Annotated in this window: 15 protein-coding genes and 2 tRNA genes; 10 read left to right on the top strand and 7 right to left on the bottom strand. The window is 46.1% G+C overall.

Annotated features, from left to right (window positions below; all coding sequences use genetic code 11):
• Positions 1-6: 6 nt before the first annotated feature.
• The 4 genes from GO493_RS28425 to GO493_RS28440 form a co-directional block, all read right to left on the bottom strand.
• Positions 7-1,767, bottom strand: a complete 1,761-nt coding sequence (locus GO493_RS28425; protein ID WP_157309637.1) for an ABC transporter ATP-binding protein — start codon at positions 1,765-1,767, stop codon at positions 7-9.
• Positions 1,745-3,502, bottom strand: a complete 1,758-nt coding sequence (locus GO493_RS28430; RefSeq protein WP_157309638.1) for an ABC transporter ATP-binding protein — start codon at positions 3,500-3,502, stop codon at positions 1,745-1,747. The genes GO493_RS28425 and GO493_RS28430 overlap by 23 nt, the downstream gene beginning before the upstream one ends.
• Positions 3,503-3,853: 351 nt before the next feature.
• Positions 3,854-6,607, bottom strand: a complete 2,754-nt coding sequence (locus GO493_RS28435; RefSeq protein WP_157309639.1) for a glycosyl hydrolase — start codon at positions 6,605-6,607, stop codon at positions 3,854-3,856.
• Positions 6,608-6,615: 8 nt separating this feature from the next.
• On the bottom strand, positions 6,616-8,022 hold the full coding sequence (locus tag GO493_RS28440; RefSeq protein WP_157309640.1) for an arylsulfatase: 1,407 nt from the start codon (positions 8,020-8,022) through the stop codon (positions 6,616-6,618).
• Positions 8,023-8,378: 356 nt separating this feature from the next.
• Between GO493_RS28440 and GO493_RS28445 the strand changes: the two genes are divergently transcribed.
• The 4 genes from GO493_RS28445 (at position 8,379) to GO493_RS28460 (ending at position 11,082) form a co-directional block, all read left to right on the top strand.
• Positions 8,379-8,846 (top strand): hypothetical protein, encoded by a 468-nt coding sequence (locus GO493_RS28445; RefSeq protein WP_157309641.1) that lies wholly within the window; start codon positions 8,379-8,381, stop codon positions 8,844-8,846.
• A 6-nt stretch (positions 8,847-8,852) separates the two neighbouring features.
• Positions 8,853-10,100, top strand: a complete 1,248-nt coding sequence (locus GO493_RS28450; RefSeq protein ID WP_157309642.1) for a flavin monoamine oxidase family protein — start codon at positions 8,853-8,855, stop codon at positions 10,098-10,100.
• A 182-nt stretch (positions 10,101-10,282) separates the two neighbouring features.
• A complete protein-coding gene (locus GO493_RS28455) occupies positions 10,283-10,510 on the top strand; it encodes a hypothetical protein (protein ID WP_157309643.1) in 228 nt (75 codons plus the stop codon).
• 137 nt (positions 10,511-10,647) lie between these two features.
• Positions 10,648-11,082 carry a carboxymuconolactone decarboxylase family protein gene (locus GO493_RS28460; protein ID WP_157309644.1) on the top strand — a complete coding sequence of 145 codons (435 nt, stop codon included), beginning with the start codon at positions 10,648-10,650 and terminating at the stop codon, positions 11,080-11,082.
• Positions 11,083-11,120: 38 nt separating this feature from the next.
• Here the strand turns inward: GO493_RS28460 and GO493_RS28465 are convergent, their stop codons facing one another.
• Together GO493_RS28465 and GO493_RS28470 are read right to left on the bottom strand one after the other, a co-directional pair.
• Entirely contained in the window at positions 11,121-13,658 is a 2,538-nt protein-coding gene (locus tag GO493_RS28465) for a polynucleotide kinase-phosphatase (RefSeq protein WP_157309645.1), read from the bottom strand.
• A 3-nt stretch (positions 13,659-13,661) separates the two neighbouring features.
• Entirely contained in the window at positions 13,662-15,023 is a 1,362-nt protein-coding gene (locus GO493_RS28470; protein ID WP_157309646.1) for a 3' terminal RNA ribose 2'-O-methyltransferase Hen1, read from the bottom strand.
• A 112-nt stretch (positions 15,024-15,135) separates the two neighbouring features.
• Between GO493_RS28470 and GO493_RS28475 the strand changes: the two genes are divergently transcribed.
• From GO493_RS28475 to GO493_RS28490, 4 genes are all read left to right on the top strand, one after another.
• Positions 15,136-16,611 (top strand): M28 family metallopeptidase, encoded by a 1,476-nt coding sequence (locus tag GO493_RS28475; protein WP_157309647.1) that lies wholly within the window; start codon positions 15,136-15,138, stop codon positions 16,609-16,611.
• A gap of 79 nt (positions 16,612-16,690) precedes the next feature.
• Positions 16,691-16,764, top strand: a tRNA-Pro gene (locus tag GO493_RS28480).
• A gap of 219 nt (positions 16,765-16,983) precedes the next feature.
• Positions 16,984-17,403, top strand: a complete 420-nt coding sequence (locus GO493_RS28485; protein ID WP_157309648.1) for a hypothetical protein — start codon at positions 16,984-16,986, stop codon at positions 17,401-17,403.
• 59 nt (positions 17,404-17,462) lie between these two features.
• Positions 17,463-17,535, top strand: a tRNA-Asp gene (locus GO493_RS28490).
• A 56-nt stretch (positions 17,536-17,591) separates the two neighbouring features.
• On the opposite strand, the gene GO493_RS28495 is transcribed toward GO493_RS28490, so the two are convergent.
• Positions 17,592-19,181 carry a BACON domain-containing protein gene (locus tag GO493_RS28495; protein ID WP_157309649.1) on the bottom strand — a complete coding sequence of 530 codons (1,590 nt, stop codon included), beginning with the start codon at positions 19,179-19,181 and terminating at the stop codon, positions 17,592-17,594.
• Positions 19,182-19,417: 236 nt separating this feature from the next.
• On the opposite strand from GO493_RS28495, the gene GO493_RS28500 reads away from it, so the two are divergent.
• Positions 19,418-19,828, top strand: a complete 411-nt coding sequence (locus tag GO493_RS28500) for a hypothetical protein (RefSeq protein WP_157309650.1) — start codon at positions 19,418-19,420, stop codon at positions 19,826-19,828.
• A gap of 187 nt (positions 19,829-20,015) precedes the next feature.
• A complete protein-coding gene (locus tag GO493_RS28505; protein ID WP_157309651.1) occupies positions 20,016-21,875 on the top strand; it encodes a helix-turn-helix transcriptional regulator in 1,860 nt (619 codons plus the stop codon).
• Positions 21,876-22,016 lie beyond the last annotated feature (141 nt).

Raw genomic sequence — 22,016 nt, forward strand, 5'->3', positions numbered from 1 at the left:
ATGCACTCAGGTGCTGCGTTCATGCTGTAACAGCATATTCATGGCATGCGTGAAAGAACCGGCGCGGATGATCTCTCCTCCGTTCACAAAGAAGATCTCATCTGCGCTCTCAATAGTATTCAGACGATGTGCAATGATCACCTTTGTAGTATGAGCGGGCAATTTACGCAGTACTTCCTCCAGTTGCTTTTCTGTCACCGTATCAATATTGGCAGTTGCTTCGTCCAGCACCAGCAGGTCAGGATCACGAAGCACTGCCCTCATGAAAGCTATCAGCTGCTTCTGTCCTAAACTGATGCCATCATTTCCGGCAGAAATATAAGTATCCAGTCCTTTTTCAAAACGCTCCATCAGTACGTCCAGACCTGTTTCTTTCATTACCACTTCCAGCTGTTCACGGCTATAGCCGGCATACCTGGCATTACCATATACAATGTTCTCCTGAATAGTGCCTGAGAACAGAAAGGGTTCCTGTAAAATGAAGCCGATCTTCTGTGTACGTTCTTCCGGTGTGTAAGAGCGGATATCCCTGCCATTCAGCAATACCTCTCCTTCTACCGGGTCATACAACCGCGCTATCAGCGATGCCGTTGTTGTTTTGCCACCACCGGTCGGGCCTACCAGCGCATATGTCTTTCCCTGCTCCATTGTGAAATTGATATCGCGCAGTATATCCTTGCTGCCGGGATAACGGAAGTATACATTGCGGAAGGTCATTAGCGGAGCATTCTCTTCCGTATGAGCAACAGGTATTACTTTCAGATCTGACTCCAGTTCCAGTATCTCGGCTATTCTCTCCCATCCTGCCATAGCAGTCTGGAAGTTAGTCCACAGCGCGGCCAGCTGGCGGATAGGGTTGTAGAAATGAATGGAATATGACAGGTAGCTGATCAGCAGCCCTACAGAAAATTCTCCTATGCTGATCAGGTAAATACCATAGGCCAGAACGGCCAGCTGGGCGAAGTTGGAACAAAGGCTGTATACCGGCGTAAAAATGTTGTTTGCTATTCCTGCGTCAACAGCTGCCTGGTAGTTGCTCTCATTCACAGTATTGAACTTCTTCCTGAAGTAATCTCTCCTGTTAAAAGCAATGATCACTTTAAAATTGCTCAGGCTTTCCTGTATCTCTGCACTCAGTCCTCCTATGCTCTTCATGCTGGCTGCATTCCTGCGCCTGATCCACGGGGATACGGCACGGGTAAACAACAACAGTATCAGGCCGGGTATCAATGTGGCTGTTCCCAGTTTAATGTTGATAGACAGCAGGAAGATACCGGCGCCTATCATGGTCATAATGCTGCTGGCAAATTGTACGAGCGATTGTGAGAAGAACTGGTTCATCTTCTCTGTATCACTGTTGATGCGGGAAATGAGATCTCCTGTTTTATTCTGGTTAAAGAATGCCACGGGCAGTTCCTGCAGTTTCACGAAAACAGCGTTCCTCAGGTTGTACAGCATGCGCTGTCCGACGCCTCCCATCAATAAAGTCTGCCAGTAGCTGAAGCCCAGGTTCAGCAGGTACATGATAAGCAGGATACCGGAAAACCGCAGAATGCCGGAGAACTGCCTGGTCTGTACATATGTGTCTATCGTATATCCTATTACAAAAGGTACTGTCAGTGACAGGATGTTACTGACTATCATGATCAGGAAGATCCCTGCCAGGCGGCGGTGCTCCCCGCTTATGTAAGTGATCAGCCTGCGGAGCGCCTGTCCCGTAGTACGTTTGGGCCGGTTTGTTGTATTATTGTTCAGGTTGTAATTCATAATTGCTTGTGCTACGTTGGGAATTGAAGATCTGTACGTACTCAGGGCATGTCTGCATCAGTTCATCATGTGTACCGGAGGCTACCAGCTCACCATCCATCAGCAGGATTATCTGGTCAAAATGCCTTACGGCATCTATCTTTTGTGTAACGGAGATCAGCGTAATATCCGGGTAATTCTCCTGCACGTTTTCAAGTATACGCTGTTCTGTATTAGCATCTACACGGGCGGTGAAATCGTCCAGGAGCAATACCCTGGGGTTGATGGCCAGCGCTCTTGCCAGCATGATACGTTGTTTCTGTCCGCCACTCAGGCTGGCGCCACGCTCAGATACAACTGTTTCCAGTCCATCCGGCAATGTGGCTATAAATTCTTTGAGCTCTGCCGTTTCTATTGCCCGCTGCATCAACTCCCCGCTTACTTTTTCGTTAAAGGCAATGTTTTCCCGCAGGCTCATGTTGAAGACTATACTATCCTGGAATACCAGTCCTACCTGTTGTAGCAGTGCATTCCTGTTATACTCATTTACATCTGTCCCGTCGTAGAGAATTGTTCCTGTATCCGGCGGCTGGAGCCCTACGATCACATTCAGCAGCTGCGTCTTACCCGCGGCTGTTGGGCCAATAATAGCTGTACGTGTGCCTGCCTTTACGGCAAATGACACATCTTTGAGCACAGGCTTTCCGCCCAGCTGCATATTGATGCCCTGTACGCTGACGCTGCCATCCAGGGTTTTGGTTACCGTACCTTCATCTTCCTTCTCCGGTGCATTCAGCACTTCGCTGATACGGCCATATGAGGTAGTAGCCTGTGCTATTATATTACTCATGAAACCGATCACGATAATAGGAAAGATCAATAGGGCTATGTAACTGTTGAAAGCCGCTATGTTACCGATAGACATCTCTCCTTTGATCACAAAATGACCGCCCAGCAACAATGTCGAAAGCACTGCCACACCAGCCATAAAGGTGATAACGGGTATAAGACTGGCAAAAAGCCGTACAATGGCGATACCTAATGACCTGGATTCTCCGTTGGGGGCAATGAACCTGTCATATTCCCGCTGTTGTGCGTTCAGCACTCTCACCAATGCAGCGCCGGTAATGTTCTCATTGATCGTTTTATTCAACTTATCTACTACTTCTCTTCCTTTCTTAAACAGCACCTTCACTTTGTTCAGTACGGTAAAGAAGGCGAACCCAATAACGGGTACGATGCAGATCACGATCAGGCCCAGCTTCCAGTCAATGCTGAGCAGCAATGCGCTGGCGCCTATTATCATAACTGCGGAGGAAACGATAGATACAATTGCCTGTGATACAAACAGTTTTATATTATCTACATCGCTGGTCAGGTTAGTGAGCAGCTTTGAAGGATTAGCCTTTTGTATGTAGGTATAATCCTGCCGGGAAATGCGTGCGGCAAGAGTAGTACGGGTTTCCCTGGCCACTTTTTCGGAAATATGGACCTGGATAAGGCTTTGCAGGTAAGTAAAGATAAAGATGAAACCGGCTGCCAGGGAGAATTCCAGCAACAGGGTCTTCATTACCAATGTACCGTTACCATAAGCGTCAATTCCTTTGGAGATGAGTGCTGGCAGCACCAGGTTCAATCCATTACTTAATAATGCCAGGAATACCAGGAGTAACACCTGTCTTCTGTATGGGCGTAACAAAGACATTAGTCCCGGCTTTTTCCCGCCTGTGGCTGCGGGATGCTTTACGTTATTCATATAAGAACAAAAATATACAATTAAAGTCTCAGACCTTGATATGAGGGGACGAATGAAAAGAAGTTATATTGTACGATGCCGTGAAATTCCGATAAAAAACTCCAGATCAACGAAAAACCCTTCCGGTCAGGCCGGAAGGGTATAGACGCCTGAGCGTCACCAGATATTTTTGATGGAGCAACCCGGTTAGGCGATACTAACCGAAGGTTTCCATGAATATTCTGTAGATTGCATGAATACCTCCTTTTCTTTGGTGAAGATTGAAATTACAAATTTTTATCCAAAAAAGTTTTACCTGTTACAGAAAACTTTTGTGTTAGCAATAGATGAGTTTACTGTTATTTCAAATCTTTAATTGTAAGGAATAATGCGAACAGGTCCTTCAAGTCCGGAGGGTTGTACCTTCCAGCCGGAAGCATCAAAATCCTTATAGTTGATGTTCACGAAATTGATCTCATGATAACGCCGCCAGGGAATCTTATGCTGGTCCATATACCGTATCCTGTTAGCCATAAGATTTGCTACTTCAATACGGATGGTATTTTCTCCCAAACGCAACCACTTCCCTATTCTCAACCGGAAAGGGATACTCCATAAAATGCCAGCATCCTGCCCATTGATCCACACTCTTGCACTTTCATGTACAATTCCCAGATCAAGCACATATTCGCTCACCTTCTGCACAGGCAATTCAAAGGACGCAGTGTATACACCTGTACCGGAAAAGGATTGTGCTGCCGTATCCTGCAGGGAAGTCCAGCTGGCCAGCGATGCCAGTTGTACCGGCGCCGGTATAAACGGCCCTCCGTTACTGAATTGGAGCTGCCATTTATTAATTTCAATTGAGTCGCCGATCTGAGTATTTCGAAGGTATTTCCAATCCGGCAGATCAACAGCATTAGCGGTACATTTCAATATAACTGCTTCTCCTGGTTGCAACTGTACCCTGACGTTATTATCCTTTCCTGTAGTTCCTTTCCCTGCCAGCCCTGTCTGCGGATCTAACAGTATTACTGTTTTATTTATCTCATTCAGCTTTGTTTCTTCGTCAATTGTCTGCGGGGTATGATTAACAAGATAGTAGTAAGTATCTTTCTCATCCTTGCGGCGTATGAATTTCAAACCGCTGTCTGTCAGCTTTTCTCTTTGTATTCCTGTTTGCTGTAATGCGGCCGATACATCTTCAGAAAGCAGCAGCTTTCCTTTACCCAATTTCATTTCCCGGATACCTGTTCCTGTGAAATGCAGGGATGCCAGCAGCGATTTCAGCTTTTTACGGCGTACATCCAGCTGACCAAGACCGGGCACATCTTTGGGCAGCGACTGGAATAGTACGGTAGCTCCCTGCCTGGCCAATTGCAGTATCTGTTCCAGCGTAGCCACAGGCATTATTTCTGCCGATGGCACCACCAGTATTTTATACGGAGCGGCTTTGCTGTTTGTACTGATCTTTCCTCCGGCAACAATTGCTTTGGACAATAGATCGTCTGAAACAAAATCAAGCGAGTACCCCACTTTCTGCAATCCTGTTACCTGTTTATAAAAAGGTGTGGGATGCAGCCACTCATCAATATCGTGCACTTTCAGCGGCATGTCCCTTCCTTTCGGCGTGTTCCATACGTCATATACGGGCCAGTAGATCAGCAGTTCATTATCAGGTAAACCGGATTGCAGTACTGATTGTACGCGTGTGATATAATTGTTCAGACCGGGTAAATGCGGCCAGAAACTATTGGATGGCACAAAGTTGACTGAAGCATAGAACAACCATCCGGGCCAGGGTACTTCCGGGGGAGAAAAGGTAGTGCCGTGATAGAAAACATGATTGACACCTGCCAGGAAACATTGCTCTACTTCGGGTTTGCATTGCGAAAGAGATGTTTTGAAATGTTCTGTCAGCCATGTAAAGGTCTCGCACGATACCAGGGGATGTCCTGCCACATGCGCTGCTGAAGAAGCGAATTTCAGCATGACGGGATCTGGCTCTACATTCCTGACATCTGCGCTGTCACGCCTCAGTCCGGGAATAGGAAAGTAGGTAGAACCAAAGGTTTCACATTCCGGGATATCTACAGCGGCATAGAGGTCAAGCAGATTGCCGGGAGAGCCATGTGCCTGGTTTTTAGACACCCCTCCATAGTGGTGTGCCCAGTCCGTCCATGGCCGGGTAAAATTGTTCAATAGTAATTCTGACATGGTTTCCCGGTAGTCAGATTTCAGCCTGGCCACTGTATCAGAATTGTCGTTCCCGGTAAATTCCCTGGCATAGCGGCTAAGATCATATCCCCTGTTCTTTGCAAATGCTGCTGGCAGGCTCTCTGTCCAGTCGGCGCCGTATACTTCATAGCTGTCATTATAAAAAGCTCTTGTGCCAGGAGCTTTCTTTCCAAAGGCCGCGTCAAAGCGGTCCAGGTAGGTATGCAAGGCTTCGATAGACAGATGGTCCAGTGTGAATCCTTCTCCGCCGGGAGCAGCGCGTTTCACCATCTGCCGGGTTTTACCGTTAAAGAGGGCGTAGAGGGTCCAGTTTCCCGGAGGCGGTGTCCAGTTTAATGTACCATCAGGTGCTACTTTATCTTTCAGCTGCAATACCTGGCTGCCGTTATAGGCTGTCAGGGATTGTAATACAGCTGCCGGTTGTTTACCTTCTTTTACTCTGATCTTTTCTGTAAAGGGCGCATGATATTCCTTTACAACGAGCTTTGAGGCAGCAAAGGGAGCAGAAACCTGGGGGCCTCCGAAAGGCCAGCCGGTACCTGTGGTCAGGTCCACCCCCATGTCCAGTTTACCGGCTTCAGTCACGGTATGACGTAACAGCTGTATCCACCGGGAGGACAGGTATGGTACGTATTGTTTTTCGTATCCGATGGCGCCGTAAATAGGCGCTATTTCTACTCCGCCGAAACCCGCCGTTCTGTAAGTCGTCAGCGCATCCGTAAGCTGTTGTTCATTTACCGCGCTTCCCATCCACCACCAGCGGGTCCAGGGTCTCATCTCTTTTTTTACAACGGGCCAGGCGCGGTCCTGTCCTTTGGTATGTAATACGGGAATTGTAAGCGCCAGTGCTATCAGCAGTCTGGCTGTTCTTCTGAAAACGGGAATCATAACGTCGTTTATTTCTCTGTGGCCGACCAGTCAAACTCAGGATTTTCTGCCGGCGATTTGGATTTCAGCATGATACCCGTCAATTCTTTCACGATGTCCGGATGGCTGGCAGCAAGATCATGAGTCTCGCCGATGTCTTCCGAAAGGTCATACAGCTCAAAACGGGCTGGGGTATCCTGGCGTTTGAAACGCAATAATTTCCATTTTCCGCGTAGCACTGCTTCCTGGATATATCCTTCATTGAACTGCCAGTAGAGATAATCATGCTTCTTCGTAGGTTCTTTACCGTTCAGCGCGCTGCGATAAGATAAGCCATCTAATCCGGGGAAAGTACGGGTCTGAGCCAGGTCTGTAAATGTAGGGAGAATATCCCAGAAAGCCCACTGAATATTGCTGACCTGTCCGGCAGACACTTTTCCCGGCGCTCTGACCAGCAGTGGCACCCTGATGCCGCCTTCGTACAGGTCGCGTTTCAGGCCTTTCAGCTGACCGTTACTGTCGAAGTATACCGGATCTCCTCCTCCTTCTTTATGCGGGCCATTATCGCTTGTAAAGAAGATATAGGTATTGTCGTCCAGTCCCAGTTGTTTAACCAGCGCCATTATCTCTCCAACATTCCTGTCCAGTTTTGACACCATTGCCGCAAAAGCAGCATGTGGGGTTGGCTGGCTACGATAAGAGCCTCCTCCCTGTGGATAGGGGGTTTCTGGTCCCAGTTTGCTGCTACCGTCTGCATTCAGGAAGGGCTGCAGATCTTTTGCCGGTGGCGCCAGTTCTGCATGCGGGAGGGTGAAAGGCAGATAGAGGAAGAAAGGTTTGTTCCTGTTCTCCCTGATAAAGCCCATGGCGTGGTCCAGGATCTCGTCCTGGGTGTATACAGTACTATCCCGTTTCACTCTCCTCATTTTCCCGTTCTTTACCTGAAAGAGATGATCTGTATAATAATTGTGCGCATGACGCTGATTCAGGTAACCAAAGAACTCGTCAAAGCCTTTTATTTCAGGAGAGCCGGTAGTTCCCGCCTCTCCCAGTCCCCATTTCCCGAACATACCTGTGCGGTATCCACTCTGTTGCAGCAGCTGCGCCAGGGTGCTGTCTTTCGCCCGTAAAGGCAGGCGTGTATTCCCGCGGATGTAAGCATGTCCCATATGCTTGCCTGTTAGTAAGGCACACCGGGAAGGGGCGCATACTGTTGTACCGGAATAAAAGTCAGTGAAGCGGATACCTTCTTTCCCCAGCTGGTCTATATTTGGAGTTGCTACAGGGCTTTTGCTGTTATAGGATGCCAGGTTGCCGTATCCCAGATCGTCTGCAAGGATGAAAATGATATTGGGCTTTGATTGCTGTGCCTGGGCCAGTATACTGCAAAGTATGGCGGTGCCTAATAGGAATATCTTACGGAACTGTTGATTCATAGTTTTCAGTTTGCGTGGCAAATCTATAAAAATCTACTAAACAAGTAGGGTAATAATTATGAGCGGCAAAAGAGAGGAAGGTTTCTGTTTATCTTTCTGCTTAAGGAGGCTTGAAAGCGGCGACGGTGGATAAAAAAAGGAAGATTGTTCATATTCATTGTATTAGTGGTCTTTAAGGCAGAATCATTTTAATTTAAATCAATATATCTTATACGGAGGCAATAAACTATTGACCCTTAGCTGATTGTTTTTTATATTTAACCGCCGGTTTTAATATTAATTACAGTATATTCATACCGCTATGCCAAGGCCTACAACTGCGCATGTGAATTGAATATTCAAACAGATGGAAAACTATGGTCAGATTTTATGCAATATTCAGAGATGGGAGCAATAGCCCGTTACACAATCTCGAATCTATCTCATTACTGCCGGAATATTCCTATATCCTTAAAGCAACGGATACCCTCAAACCCAATGGATATGTGGACTCTACGGTCTATCAGTTTGTAAATACCCAGGGAGAAGAACAATTACTTCGTATAGGCAACTGGGAGTTGTTGTATATCAGTCCGTGGACTTATAACTCCCACGGCCTTCGTTACTGTCTCTATAACCATCTCACTAAAACAGCGCATGAATTTGCAGGAGAATCGATGGGGCTGACTTTCTTTAAGAATGATCTTTTCCCGAAATTGCGGGAATTATCTATTATTCCTGATTACCATCAGTATCTGCTGAGTGAAAAAGTAGATCTGCTGGAAACGGAGCTTTCTGAACTGAGAAGACGTCTCTTCGAAGTGGAGAAGGTGCTAAGAAAGTAAACTACAATGGCAAAGGAGCAGATCATCGTTATAGGTGCGGGTGCTGCCGGTCTTATGGCAGCAAGGACATTATCTTCACAATACAGTGTTACCATACTGGAAGCAGGCAATACTCCCGGCGGAAGGATGTGTACCATCCAGGACATGGACGGCGGATATATTGAAGCAGGCGCTGAGTTTGTGCACGGCCATCTGCCGCTGACACTTTCTTTATTACACGAAGCGGGGTTGAAGTATTATCCTGTGGAAGGTGAAATGTACCAGGTAGAAGATGGCCAATGGACACAGGAGGAAGAGATGGATGAAGGCTGGAACAGCCTGCTGGAGAAAATGGGAGATGAAGAGCAGGATATGCCCCTGCAGGCATTCCTTGATAAATATTATCCTCTGCCCGGTAATGCTGCTCTAAGGGAGCATGCAAAGGCATTTGCACAGGGATTTGACCTGGCGGATACTGAAAAAGCAGGTATCAAATTTCTTTACCAGGAATGGACAAACGAATCTGAAGATAACCTCAGGATAGAGAAAGGATACAGTGCACTGGTAGATTTCCTGGCAAAGGGACTGGATATCCGCACCAATCAATGTGTTAAACATATAACCTGGCAAGCAGGCAATGTTGTGGTTATGACAGCCAGTCAGACCTTCAGGGGAAGTAAAGTTATAGTTACAGTACCACTACCTGTTTTACAGGAAGACGCCATTGCCTTCTCTCCTGCTATTGATACCTATGGGGAAGCTGCCCGTGTTATTGGATGGGGCAGTGTTATCAAGATAGTCCTGAAATTCAGATATCCTTTCTGGCAGGAGAAAGCAGAAAACATTGGCTTCATTCTCAGCAGTGAAAAGATCCCCACCTGGTGGCCTCAGCTACCTGACGATATGCCTGCATTGACCGGCTGGCTGGGTGGTCATCCTGCCCTGGCGTTGAAAGATGCTGACGATGATGTGTTACTTGATCTGAGCTTTTCGTCCCTGGCAGCTATCTTCAATGTCTCTGCGGATTATTTGCGGGAGCAGCTGACTGACAATCATATTTTCAACTGGACAGCTATACCACATATTCACGGTGCTTATTCTTATGGAACACCTGGTTTCCTGATGGCGCAGAAGGTGTTAAACACTCCTGTTTCAGATACTGTTTATTTTGCCGGAGAAGCGCTGTATAATGGTAAAAGCCCGGGTACCGTTGAGGCTGCATTCAGCAGTGGAAAAGCAGTAGCAGAGAAGATCCTGAGCAGCAGCAATGTATAATTTTTTCCCCCTTTCAATGCTTTAAAGCAACAGTGACATATAAAGAATCTTCAATTCTTGAATTACCAGAAGTGTAATAATATTACATTCATACACTTACAAAAAAGGTTAACTCCGGTGAAATTTATGCAGGATTTTCGCGATATGGTGTTTATTCTTTCACTCAATAAATATCAATTACCATGAAAAAGTATCTTGCAATACCTGGGTTGATAGTTATCGGCATGTTTATCTGGCTTCAGTCCGGAGCCATCCGTCCGGAGCCGCCGAAAAATACCATATCTTTCCGAAGCGCTACTGTTCAACAGGATACTGTGCCCCGTAAAGATACTTCCTGGCATCATAAGAAGATGAAGAGCAAAATGAAAAAAGACACCAGCAACTGGCCAAAAGATACGGTTCCCCATTAAGGAAGCAAAAGGGAAAGGCCTTTAAATGGGTCATCAAAGGCCTTCCCTATATGTTAAATTGTACTGCTGTTTCTTAATCCTGATTAACTTTCTTCACGATTCTCTCTTCTACCTTTGAGATCATAAAACAAATCAAAATGAACAGCAGAATCAAACTCAACGAAGTAGACCCGGAAGGATACAAAGCCTTATTTCCCCTTGAAGCTCATATAAAGAAGGGGGTTCTCGACCACAAACATCTGCACCTGATCAAGATAAGAGCCTCCCAGATAAACGGATGTGCTTTCTGCATTGATATGCATACCAAGGAAGCCCGTAAAGACGGTGAAACGGAGCAGCGTATCTATGCACTGAATGCCTGGCGTGAAACGCCATTCTTCACAGAAGAAGAAAGGGCCGTTCTTGCGTTGACGGAAGAAGTGACCCTTATCCAGCACCGCGTATCTGATGATACTTATAACAGGGCTGCAGAACTGCTGGGAGCAGACTACCTGGCTCAGGTCGTGCTTGCTGCTATTGCTATCAACTCATGGAACAGGGTAGCTATCAGCACTCATATGATGCCGCAATGATAAAGTAAAGAGCCGCCTTATCAGGGCGGCTTTATCACTTATAATCGTGGATCTACCGGTTCGCTTTCCAATGCCAGCAATCCGAAAACGCATTGATGTACTTTCCTTAAGGGATCTTTTGCCACAAACCTTTCCAGCGCTTCTATTCCCAGGGCAAATTCTTTCAGCGCCAGGGAGCGCTTAGCGCTTAGACCTCTCTTTTTCAGGCGTTCCAGGTTTGCAGGAAGGGTATATTCCGGGCCATAAATAATGCGCAGGTATTCCCTTCCCCTGATCTTAATGGCAGGCTGTATCAGTCCTCTCTTTCCCTTCTCAATAAAAGAAAGCGGCTTCACTACCATTCCTTCTCCTCCTCTACCGGTCAGTTCTTCCCACCAGGCTGTAGCCTCATTCACACTATTCTCATCTTCAAGATCTACTACTCTGAAAGCGGTGGTTATCATAGGATTTCCTTCTCCGCCGCAATAGTTGGCGATCTGTTCCATATGCCAGCGGTGGTCTTTGTCAAAATAGGTTTTGCCTTCTGTTGCCAGTATGTGGAATGGCGCCAGTTTATAATCTTCCAGTCCTTTTACTTCCCAGCAGTATTGCCTATAAGCATCTGTGAACTGACGGCACATCTCTTCCCTCTCTTTATAGTTCTTCAGCAGGGTGCTGACTTCTTCCGTGGCGTTTGTCACAGTAAGCGCTGCCAGGGCTTCCCTCATGGCATTTGTACTTGCTGCGCCTGTAGCTGCATACTGCTGCCTCAGCAATGTCTGCGCTTTGGCGTTCCAGGGCATCAGCTCACTGTCAAAACAAACCCAGTCTGTATCAAACTCTTCCCAGAAGCCACATGTACTCAGCACATCACGGATCATTCCGAGGAATGCCTGTTCCTGGGTTTTGTCGTTAAAGAAAGCCCGTCCTGTACGTGTATAACAGGTACCTATACTATCTTCTGTTATGCCAAAACGCTCCTTCACTACAGTACTGTCTTTACAAACAATCACTATTGCTCTTGATCCCATATGTTTCTCTTCACAGATCACTTTCTGTACCTCATTATGCCTGTAATGACCGAAAGCTTCCGCCGGGTGTTCCAGGTATTGCGGCAGCTGGCTGGTTTCAGATGGTGACATGGTAGGCGGCAGATATATCAACCATTTGGGATGCAGGCTGAACCGACTCATCAGCTCTAATGCTGCGGCGGTATTTCCTTCTCTTACTGTAATATTGTTGATCAACCTGGTCCTGATCTGCTGTTTACCGAGCAGCTCTTCAATGTCAGGCAGCTCATCATATTCCTGCTGCAGATTTACGGTATCGGGCAGGAATGGCCTGGATGGCTGGCAATACGTTTTGTTTGCCGGTACACTCAGCAGCTCTTTTTCAGGATAGCGCAAAGCCGTTAACTTTCCTCCGAATACGCAGCCTGTATCAATATCTATCGTGTTGTTGAACCACTGTGGTTCAGGTACGGGAGTATGTCCATATACCACCATGGCATCACCTTTATACTTAATGGCCCAGTTGTACCTGACGGGCAGGCCAAACTCGTCTGTCTCTCCGGTTGTTTCTCCGTACAGGCAGAAATCTCTTACGGTTGATGAGCCACGTCCCTGCATTTCTTCTTTCAGACCGGCATGTGCTACAACCAATTTTCCGCCGTCCAGTACATAGTGGCTGATAAGCCCATCCAGGAAGGTTTTCAGTTCTTCCTTAAATGCATCTTCTTCCTGTTCTAACTGTGCGACGGTCACTTCCAGTCCGTGTACAAGCTGTACATCTTTCCCGTTCAGGTATTTGAGCAGTTTCATGTCATGGTTACCTGGTACGCATAATGCGGTTCCTTCTTTCACGGCACTCATTACCAGTTTGTATACAGCAGGGGTTGCGGGCCCTCTGTCGTTCAGGTCTCCGAGAAACACCAGCTTTCTGCCGTTGGTAACGCTGACTTTATGAGCAGCAGCATCGACAGTATGTCCCAGTACGGTGAGCAAGGCGCACAGTTCTTCGTAGCAGCCGTGTACATCTCCGATAATATCAAACGGACCATGTTCATCTTTACGGTTGTTCCACAATGGTTCTCTTACGATAGCTTCTACGGCATCTGCATCTTCGGGGCTGCGCAGCTCAAATACTTTTCTGAAGCCCTGCATCCGCAGTTTACCCAATCCACGTTTCAGTTGTCTTACGTGATTAACTATTGCATGAGAAGGGATACTCCTGTCTGTCCTGTCTTTATTCCTGTTTACGCAAACCTGTTCAGGCATATTCATTACAATAGCAACGGGTATTACGTGACATTCCCTTGCCAGTTGTACCAGCCTGGCCCTGTCTTCCGGCCTGACATTGGTTGCGTCGACTATCGTCAGTAGCCCTCTTTTTAACCGTTTTTTTACGATGTAATGTAACAGGTCAAAGGCATCGTCAGAGGCGTCCAGGCTGTTCTCGTCATTGCTTATGATGGCCCGGCAGGTATCACTGCTTACAATCTCTGTTGACCGGAACCACTTTCCTGCAAATGTGCTTTTACCGGAACCGGATGCGCCTATCATGACTACAAGTGATAATTCGGGTATTTTAATCTTCATAGGTTATAATTTTTTAAAAATGGCCATCTGTGTGGGAGCGCCTGCTCCCTCTACCTCATCTCCCAATGGCTTAATAGCATAAGAATATTGGTAGGCCTCTCCTACCTGTTCACACCAGTTTTTTAATTCGGCACGGGTCCATTCAAAACGGTGATCTGAGTGCCTCATTTTATCTGTTTCTGTTGTGAATGTGATGTTCCATTCCTTGTTGGGTGTTGTCACTATTACAGTTCCCGGGCGGGCAAAGTAGAAGACGTTCTTTTCCAGTGCAGTCAGCCGGTCTGCATCCAGGTGCTCAATCACTTCTACGAGAGCCGCCAGGTCAAATCCTTCCAGTCGCCGGTCCCGGTAGGTCAACGCTCCCTGAATGAGGCTCAGTTTTTCCAGCTGGTATTCAGTAAGCCTGTCTATTTTCAGCCTCCTGCCTGCTATTTCCAGGCTGCGGGGAGAAACGTCCATTCCTATGATCTTTGTAAGCTGTGGTTGTTTCATCAACAGTTTCAGCAGCTTACCTTCTCCGCAACCCAGGTCTATAACCGTTTTGACGCCGGACGCTTCAATCTCTGCCGCTACGGATTCCAGCCGTTTATCATGCAATCTTATTTTCTGCGGATTATCTTCTGTGGCAACCGGTTCCTCCTGCAACAGCATGTTCAATGCTTCGTTAGCGAGTGAGCGCTGGTTGCGCAGGTAACGACGGACGATCATCTCTTTCTCCGGGTGTTCTTCCAGCCAGCCTTTTCCTTTATCCAACAGTTTCTGTACTTCTTCATCGTTCACCCAATAGTGTTTATCGTTATCCAGTACGGGAATCAATACGTAAAGATGCGATAACAGAGACTGTAATGTGATCGTGTTCTTCAGCGTGACAGTAAAATAGCGGCTTTCTCCCCATTCAGGGAAGCGGGGGTCCAACAGGTGTCTTTCTGCTGTGATGCCATATCCTAATGGCCCAAAGATCCTTTGCAGCATATCTTCTCCGCCGCCAACGGGTAGTACCGCCAGTTTTATTTCCAGGGGAATTGCCACGTTCACTAAGTCTGGTTTGTCTTTGCATTTGCCGTTCAGCGCAGAGCTGAAACCTTTGGCGATGGCACTGCTCATAAAAGAGGATGCCACATAGGGCCGGTCGTTCACATATTGTTCAAGTGCAAACTGCGAGGGGTTTCCGTTCCCCCGTACCAGTTCTACCGGGTCTATATCCAGCAGTATGGCACAGGTGCAGATCTCTTCACTCACCTGTGGATAGAAGACATGTGCTTTACCGCTCTTTATTTCGAAGGATTGGAGTCGCGCGGGATGTTTATGCAATAAATATCCAAGATCTGTAGCCGGTGTGTGGGTTGTCGTAATCGTCAATAACATATCAATCAAATATAAAATGCAAAACTGTGTACAATGTATGAAGTCTTTTTGCGCAGTTTGAAGTTTTTTTGAAGAATCATGTACATTTGTCTACAAACAAAGTAGACTAACCATGCCGAGCACACTAAAAACAATCGTTACGTCCCTGCTGCTGACAGTTCCTCTTTTCCCTGTACTGGCGCAGAGGGCAGCTATCAATGCCATCAGGCAGGAGGATATCAAGAGAGACCTTTACATCCTTGCAGATGATCATTTCCGCGGTCGTGAGGCCGGTACACTGGACGAGCTGAAAGCGTCAGTATGGCTGGCGGAGCAGGCGCGGAAAGCGGGATTGGAGCCTGCGGGAGATGACGGCACCTACTTTCAGTTCTTCCCGTTGATACGCGAGCGGGTCAGCGATAAAAGCACTATTGCCATTGGTAATCGTATGTTCACCTTGTGGAAGGATGTGGTCGTATATGAGCCTGTGTTTGCGGATGTTAATGATCCTATTGTTTTCCTGGATGATCCTGCTACGGCTACAGCTGAGCGCATCCGTGGCAAGGTAGTGGCTTTGCAGTTTTCAGATAAGGGGATCAATGATCCACGGGTGCATATCTATACCCGTTATGGCGCTATAGTAGTTAGTACCTGGGCCAGGAAGCTGGCGACCCTGGGAGCCAAGGCTATCATCTTCGTATCTGACGATCTGGCTCAGAAGGCTTACCCACGGGCTACGCAATACAATAACCGCGGGTCTTACCAGATAACAGGCAGCCTGTTTCACCGGCAGCTGCTGAATGGCGTTCCTATACTCTGGCTTCCCAAGGAGACGCTGGACCTGGTCCGTCTGCCGGGACAAACATTACAGGCCCGTATTTTCAGCGAGTCTTTCACCTATCCTTCTGTCAATGTAGTGGCGAAGGTGAAGGGTCGCGATGCGAAGCTGAGTAATGAATATGTGCTGTTTAGCGGTCACCAGGACCATGACGGGATACGTAATTTAGAACCAGGTAAGGATTCTATCTTCAACGGAGCGGATGATAATGCCAGTGTAAGCGTGGCTCTCCTTGCTATAGGCAAAGCATTTGTACAGCAACCGCCCCGCAGGTCGGCGCTCTTTATCTGGCATGGTTCTGAAGAAAGGGGCCTGTTTGGTTCTACCTGGTATGCGGATAATCCGACTGTTCCCCGGGAATCGATTGTAGCTGTTCTCAATGCAGATATGATAGGCGCTAATGCGCCGGATAGTGCGGCGTTATTAGGCGTTATTCCTCCGCACCGTTCTTCTTCAGACCTGGTTAATATAGCGCTGGAAGCTAATGCCAAAGGACCTAAATTTAAACTGGATACGGGGTGGGATAAGGCTAGTCACCCGGAGGGCTGGTATTTCCGTAGTGACCACTACCCTTACGCGAAGAAAAATATCCCTGCGTTGTTTTACAGTTCCCTGCCGCATGCTTTGTATCATACTCCGGCGGATGAGTCGCAGACGCTGAGTATTGAAAAGATCACAAAATTTGCCCAGTGGATGTATTTAACGGGAATTGAAGTGGCGAACAGGGAGCAAAGGCCGGCACTGGAACCCGGGTTTAAGCTGGAGCGATAATTTTTTTCGAATAAAATTTTTAAAAATAAAATTAATTGTTAATTTCGCATCCCGTCGTTAAAACCGATGGTTACCGGTTCGGGACGTAGCGCAGCCCGGTAGCGCACTTGCATGGGGTGCAAGGGGTCGCTAGTTCGAATCTAGTCGTCCCGACTTTAAAAACGGACCCTTCAAATGATTGGATTTGAAGGGTCTTTTAATATGATAAATATCGAATTCATTCTTCGTGAAAGTTTCATCGCTCTTATTTTGAATACCTTAGAGCAGGTTCGAATCCATTTAAGTCCACTTTTTATTTTTAACGCTTCTACTTCATTAAGTTTTTTCAATAGCGTGATGTAAATTTAATAATTACGTGTAATATAATTAGATATGAAACATCAGGTATTATTTGGAATAAAATGTGACTTTAAAGACGAAAAAGCGTTATTAAAAGCAATTAAGGACTACCTGGCGAAATTTAATCGAACTCCTTCCACTGTACAGAAAGGGAGTATGCTTGAAGCTCGGCTACCCCATAGAATTAGACAGTTTCATTGGAATCTGAATAAAGAAACAGGAACCTGGTTTGAATTATTTCCTAATCAGGATCTGGACAATAAATATTTTTCTGAAAACCATAAGGACTGTACGTGGCTTGCACTCATCTTGTTCCATCTTGATTTTCCGGGATATGAAAAAAACAAGTCAGAGAAATTCATTATCGACATGTTAGACTCAATTGGATTTAATTATGAAATATTGCTTGAAACGGATAACAAAGAACGAATTAAAGGCGATGCCGTTTCCTGACAACACTACATCTAACAGTGTGTTTATAAAATTGAGACTGGACGAATAACCATTCAACTAGAATTAGCTCAGTTGGCTAGAGCGTCCCGACATCAGTCGGGAAGGTCGTCGGTTCGACTCCGATATTCTCCACGAAAAAATAAAGCCTTCCCCAGTTGTCGGGAAGGCTTTATTTTTTAGCAAGTGATCTAGAACGGCAGATTTAGTACCCAGGCATCGTAACCGCCATGATTACTACCTCCATTTCCATCTGAGCTGGCAGAATAACCGGCGAATACATATCTCCCACTGGCAAATGGAATAATGGCCATAGGCTCCTCGTCTTTCGACCCGCCATATGTTCTGATCATTTGGCTATTGCCAGCGGCATTTATTTTTATAGCTAACAAATCAACAAGGCCCCGGTTACTAGTGAGGTCGCCATCGGCACTGCTACTAAAGCCCCCAATAATGCACCCGCCATCGGGGGTAGCGGTAAGGCAATATGAATAATCCTGTTGCGATCCGCCAATGGTTTTGGTCCACTGCTTGTTCCCTGCTGCATCAGTTTTTACAACCCAAATATCTGTGCTGCCATGGCTGTTGCTTACATCCCCATCTGTGCTTTCGGTATATCCCGTGAGGATATACCCGCCATCGGTAGTAACTCTTAAATCACGGCAATAATCGGAACCTGACCCACCGAATGTTTTATCCCATACTTTGTTGCCGGAAGCATCCAGTTTCATCAACAGGTAATCAAAACTACCTTTATTACTGCTAATATCGCCGTTTGCGCTGGTTGAATATCCGCAAAGTGCATATCCGCCATCGGCAGTTGCTATCAAATGGCCGCATAAGTCATTTGTAGTTCCACCCAGCACTTTAGCCCATTGCTTATTGCCCGAAGCATCAAGTTTTATAATTATTATATCACTGTTGCCATGATTGCCGGTTGCATCACCATCTGTGCTGGCTGTACGTCCGCCCAACACATAACCGCCATCTGAGGTAGCTATGATGCTGGTCGCTTCATCAGATTTAGATCCGCCGAAAGTTTTTACCCACAATTTATTTCCCGCGTTATCCAGTTTAACAACCACGATATCGCCACCTCCCATGTTAGAGGGCATATCGCCATTTGAACTTGAAGTAACGCCCGCTACCATATAACCGCCATCCGTGGTGGGTGTAACAGCATTTGCATAATCAGAAGCCGAGCCGCCAAGAGTTTTTACCCATTGTTTGCTACCTGAAGCATCCAGCTTTGCCACCATTATATCCTCAGCTCCCTGGTTGTTGGTTAAATCACCGTCTGCACTTTGCGCAGAACCGACTATTATCATTCCTCCATCGGATGCTTTTTTCACATCATAAGCGAATTCCCATTTAGTGCCGCCCAGCAACAGACTGCTTATGGGAAATGCTTTTTGCGTCAGGCTCACTGTTACCGGAGATGCCTGGCCATTGGTTGCCGTGAATGTAATGATACCTGTTTGGGCGGTTGCAGTGCCATTATTTGAAAGAATGGTAATGGTTAGAACCGCATCGCCTGCATCGCCGTTGGCCATGCTTAGTTTGCACCAACTAGCGCCCGTTGAAAGGGTAGCCTTCCAGGGCAAAGTAGAATGAATAGTAAGGGTATCGGTGAATCCGGCGGTGGTATCAAGATCAATGGCCGCTCTGCTTACTGAAAGAGTGCCTATATCGCCGCCGCCACTACTACTTTTTTTACACGCATTTATTAAGACTATTACAATTAAACACAAAAGAGGTATCAGGTTCTTTTTATAATGCATAAGACCATCAGGATTTTTGTTTAAAAAATGTTGAATCGACAGTTAATAATGCCGATTTAACGAAGTTTTTCTACAAGTATTGCCAAATTTATGACGGGGTAGTTTATTTGTAGTATCAGGAAAATTAACTGTAGATCATTTGTAGTAGCTCTATATTCTGAATCACATGGCGCACAATTTACCTTTGCGACCTGCCAATAACCTATTTATTTTATATAATCACAAAAATTTGAACGATGGGATTACAAGAAAAAAGAGCCGTAAAAGCATTTCAGGACGACAGTTACAAAAAGTTAACCAACGAGATCAATACCCTGGCCGGTTACCCTATTGAATTTGACGTAAACTGGGATACCCTTGCTGTTGAAGATCGGGCAGATCTGTATGAAGAAGGTTTTACCAAGGTTTATTTTACTCCGTTGATCAATGCCCTAAAAGAAATTGCTGCCGACGATATGGGCAAAGAAGCGCTAAAGGATGCCCTGAAAAAAGTAGTTATTAAAAATGAAGGCGGACATACTTACCCTCCCAGTGCATATTCATTCAAAAGCGGCGTTTTAACCATTGATCATATGCCCTTCGGTAATATAGATGATATTACTGAACGGTCAACGGTGTTGGGCGAGCTTTTAATGAAGAATCTATAGAGATAAAATGAATAAATTAAATACAACCTTAAAATCAGTTCCTGCTTGTTAATAGCAGGAACTGTTGATGTGCATACCCGGCAAACACAAAAATCGGGCACAGGGCTACTACAAATGATCTACATACCGGAAAAATAGAACTACCAATACTCTACAGGCGTACATTTGCAGTAGATCTATTTACTATATGAAGCAGAATCTCGGTTTGATATGTTTTGTTGTTTTAATATGTATACCCTTTGCAGATATCCGGGCGCAGTTCATTACCGACTCGCTAAGCGCCAGATTAACTCAAAAGAACCTTTCGCGGGAAGACCGGGTTACCACCATGGCACTACTGGCAAAATCCAAATCGGTTTCTGATACCAAAAATGCCATCCGCATAGCAGAAGCCGCTTTGCCTTTAAGCAGTCAATTACCCGATACGAAGTATAAAGCGTTTGTGTATACCACCCTGGTGCACTTACATCATATAAATAGCGACGTGCTGCAGGTGCATAAGGCTTTGGACAGCGCTTTATGGTACGCCGATAAAACATCGGACAGGCCTGTTAAAGGTTTTGCATGGTTTAGAAAAGGATGGGTAGAAGGTCTGGAAGGGAAATCCCATGAAGCGATAGCAACCCTTCTGCAGGCGTTGAAATACCTGGAAGGAACAGGCGCCTTTACCTATGAATCCAGGATCTATTATAATATAGCCGGCTCCTATGCCGAGTGGAATGATCTGGTGAACGAGAAAAAATATGCGCAGCTGGGTTTACAGGCTGCTATTCAAAGCGGCGATCTGGATGAACTTGCTTCAGCTTACCAGGCCATGGCTACCTACTATCATTACGCTTACGAGAAACAGCCTGCAAACAGGGCACTACTGGATTCTGCGCTGATTTACAATATCCATGGTATTCAACTTTTTTCCAAACATGGCGACCATATCATTTTTCACAGCAACCTGGCGATTATTGCATTAAACACGGCGAACCTTTATATCTCATATTTTCCCGCGAAATACAAGGACACTGCATCAACCTATCTGCAAATTGCCCAGGCGGCAGCGCTGAAAAGCCGTCAACTCACTGTTATTTCACTCTGTTATGGCTTTATGAGCGAATTTGAAGTAGCAAAGGGCAATTATAAAAAAGCGGAAGAGTTGTTATTGAACGGGGTGTCGGTGCTGCATTCATTCGAACCTAACAACTTCCGGAACAGGGCCCAATTAATAGAAGCGCTTTCAACGCTGGCCGAAAAAAAAGGCGATCCTGTAGCCGCGCTAAAATACTACAAGGAATATCATGAGTTGCACCAGAAATTATACGACGCGGAAAAGCTGACCATTACCAACCGGTTAGAGGCCCAATATGAATCGGAGAAGAAGGATGCGGCGTTAAAAACACTTCGTCACACAGCTGCGTTAAACCAGAAACTCAATTACCTGTATATATCTCTGGCCTTGGCCGCTATTATTGCACTATTGTTCATCATTCGATTTTTTCAGGTACGGTTAAAAGCCACGCTGCATCAACAAAAATTGTTGGAGAATGAAAAAGCAGCGGCATCGCTGCATGCCCGGTTGAAGGAAGAAGAAGCCATGCGTTTACTGGCAGAGCAACACCTATTGCAGGAACGGCAGGAGCGGTTGCAAAAAGAATTACTGGCCGGCAGTTTACAGGTGGAACAAAAGAACGAGCTGCTGCAGGCCCTTCAAAAAAAGATCGGGGAGGATAAGAGCGGCGAGATCGTGATAAAACAGATCAACCAGATCATCGATCAGGATAAACGAATAGATGATCAGCAGGCCTCTTACAAAGCCGATTTTGATAATATCCGGCCCGAGTTTTTTGAGCAGTTAAAGGAAAAGTCTTCCAATACCTTGTCGAGGCTAGATCTAAAACATTGTTCCTATATCTCCATCGGTTTAACCAACAAAGAAATTGCACAGCGGTTAGGTGTTGCGCCAAAAAGTATTTTAATGGCGCGTTACCGTATAAAATTAAAATTGGGGTTAGGCAAAGAGGATGGCCTGGATGAATACATCGACACATTGAAATAAAATCATTCGATCCGTTAAACGGAGAAGATAGCGCCTAACAGTGTTTCCTGCTTCAGCATATCGGCCGAGGGCAATACGTCAATAACAGGTTCTATATTCTTTTTCAGTACATCTTGTTCACGCTGTATGACTTTTATATCC

Origin of the sequence: Chitinophaga tropicalis (assembly GCF_009758205.1) — a bacterium.
Classification (GTDB): Bacteria; Bacteroidota; Bacteroidia; order Chitinophagales; family Chitinophagaceae; genus Chitinophaga; species Chitinophaga tropicalis.

What these genes read in the sequence shown, in the direction of transcription:
- GO493_RS28425 (WP_157309637.1), bottom strand. Translation starts at nt 1,767, where the DNA reads ATGAATTACAACCTGAACAATAATACAACAAACCGGCCCAAACGTACT.
- GO493_RS28430 (WP_157309638.1), bottom strand. Translation starts at nt 3,502, where the DNA reads ATGAATAACGTAAAGCATCCCGCAGCCACAGGCGGGAAAAAGCCGGGA.
- GO493_RS28435 (WP_157309639.1), bottom strand. Translation starts at nt 6,607, where the DNA reads ATGATTCCCGTTTTCAGAAGAACAGCCAGACTGCTGATAGCACTGGCG.
- GO493_RS28440 (WP_157309640.1), bottom strand. Translation starts at nt 8,022, where the DNA reads ATGAATCAACAGTTCCGTAAGATATTCCTATTAGGCACCGCCATACTT.
- GO493_RS28445 (WP_157309641.1), top strand. Translation starts at nt 8,379, where the DNA reads ATGGTCAGATTTTATGCAATATTCAGAGATGGGAGCAATAGCCCGTTA.
- GO493_RS28450 (WP_157309642.1), top strand. Translation starts at nt 8,853, where the DNA reads ATGGCAAAGGAGCAGATCATCGTTATAGGTGCGGGTGCTGCCGGTCTT.
- GO493_RS28455 (WP_157309643.1), top strand. Translation starts at nt 10,283, where the DNA reads ATGAAAAAGTATCTTGCAATACCTGGGTTGATAGTTATCGGCATGTTT.
- GO493_RS28460 (WP_157309644.1), top strand. Translation starts at nt 10,648, where the DNA reads ATGAACAGCAGAATCAAACTCAACGAAGTAGACCCGGAAGGATACAAA.
- GO493_RS28465 (WP_157309645.1), bottom strand. Translation starts at nt 13,658, where the DNA reads ATGAAGATTAAAATACCCGAATTATCACTTGTAGTCATGATAGGCGCA.
- GO493_RS28470 (WP_157309646.1), bottom strand. Translation starts at nt 15,023, where the DNA reads ATGTTATTGACGATTACGACAACCCACACACCGGCTACAGATCTTGGA.
- GO493_RS28475 (WP_157309647.1), top strand. Translation starts at nt 15,136, where the DNA reads ATGCCGAGCACACTAAAAACAATCGTTACGTCCCTGCTGCTGACAGTT.
- GO493_RS28485 (WP_157309648.1), top strand. Translation starts at nt 16,984, where the DNA reads ATGAAACATCAGGTATTATTTGGAATAAAATGTGACTTTAAAGACGAA.
- GO493_RS28495 (WP_157309649.1), bottom strand. Translation starts at nt 19,181, where the DNA reads ATGCATTATAAAAAGAACCTGATACCTCTTTTGTGTTTAATTGTAATA.
- GO493_RS28500 (WP_157309650.1), top strand. Translation starts at nt 19,418, where the DNA reads ATGGGATTACAAGAAAAAAGAGCCGTAAAAGCATTTCAGGACGACAGT.
- GO493_RS28505 (WP_157309651.1), top strand. Translation starts at nt 20,016, where the DNA reads ATGAAGCAGAATCTCGGTTTGATATGTTTTGTTGTTTTAATATGTATA.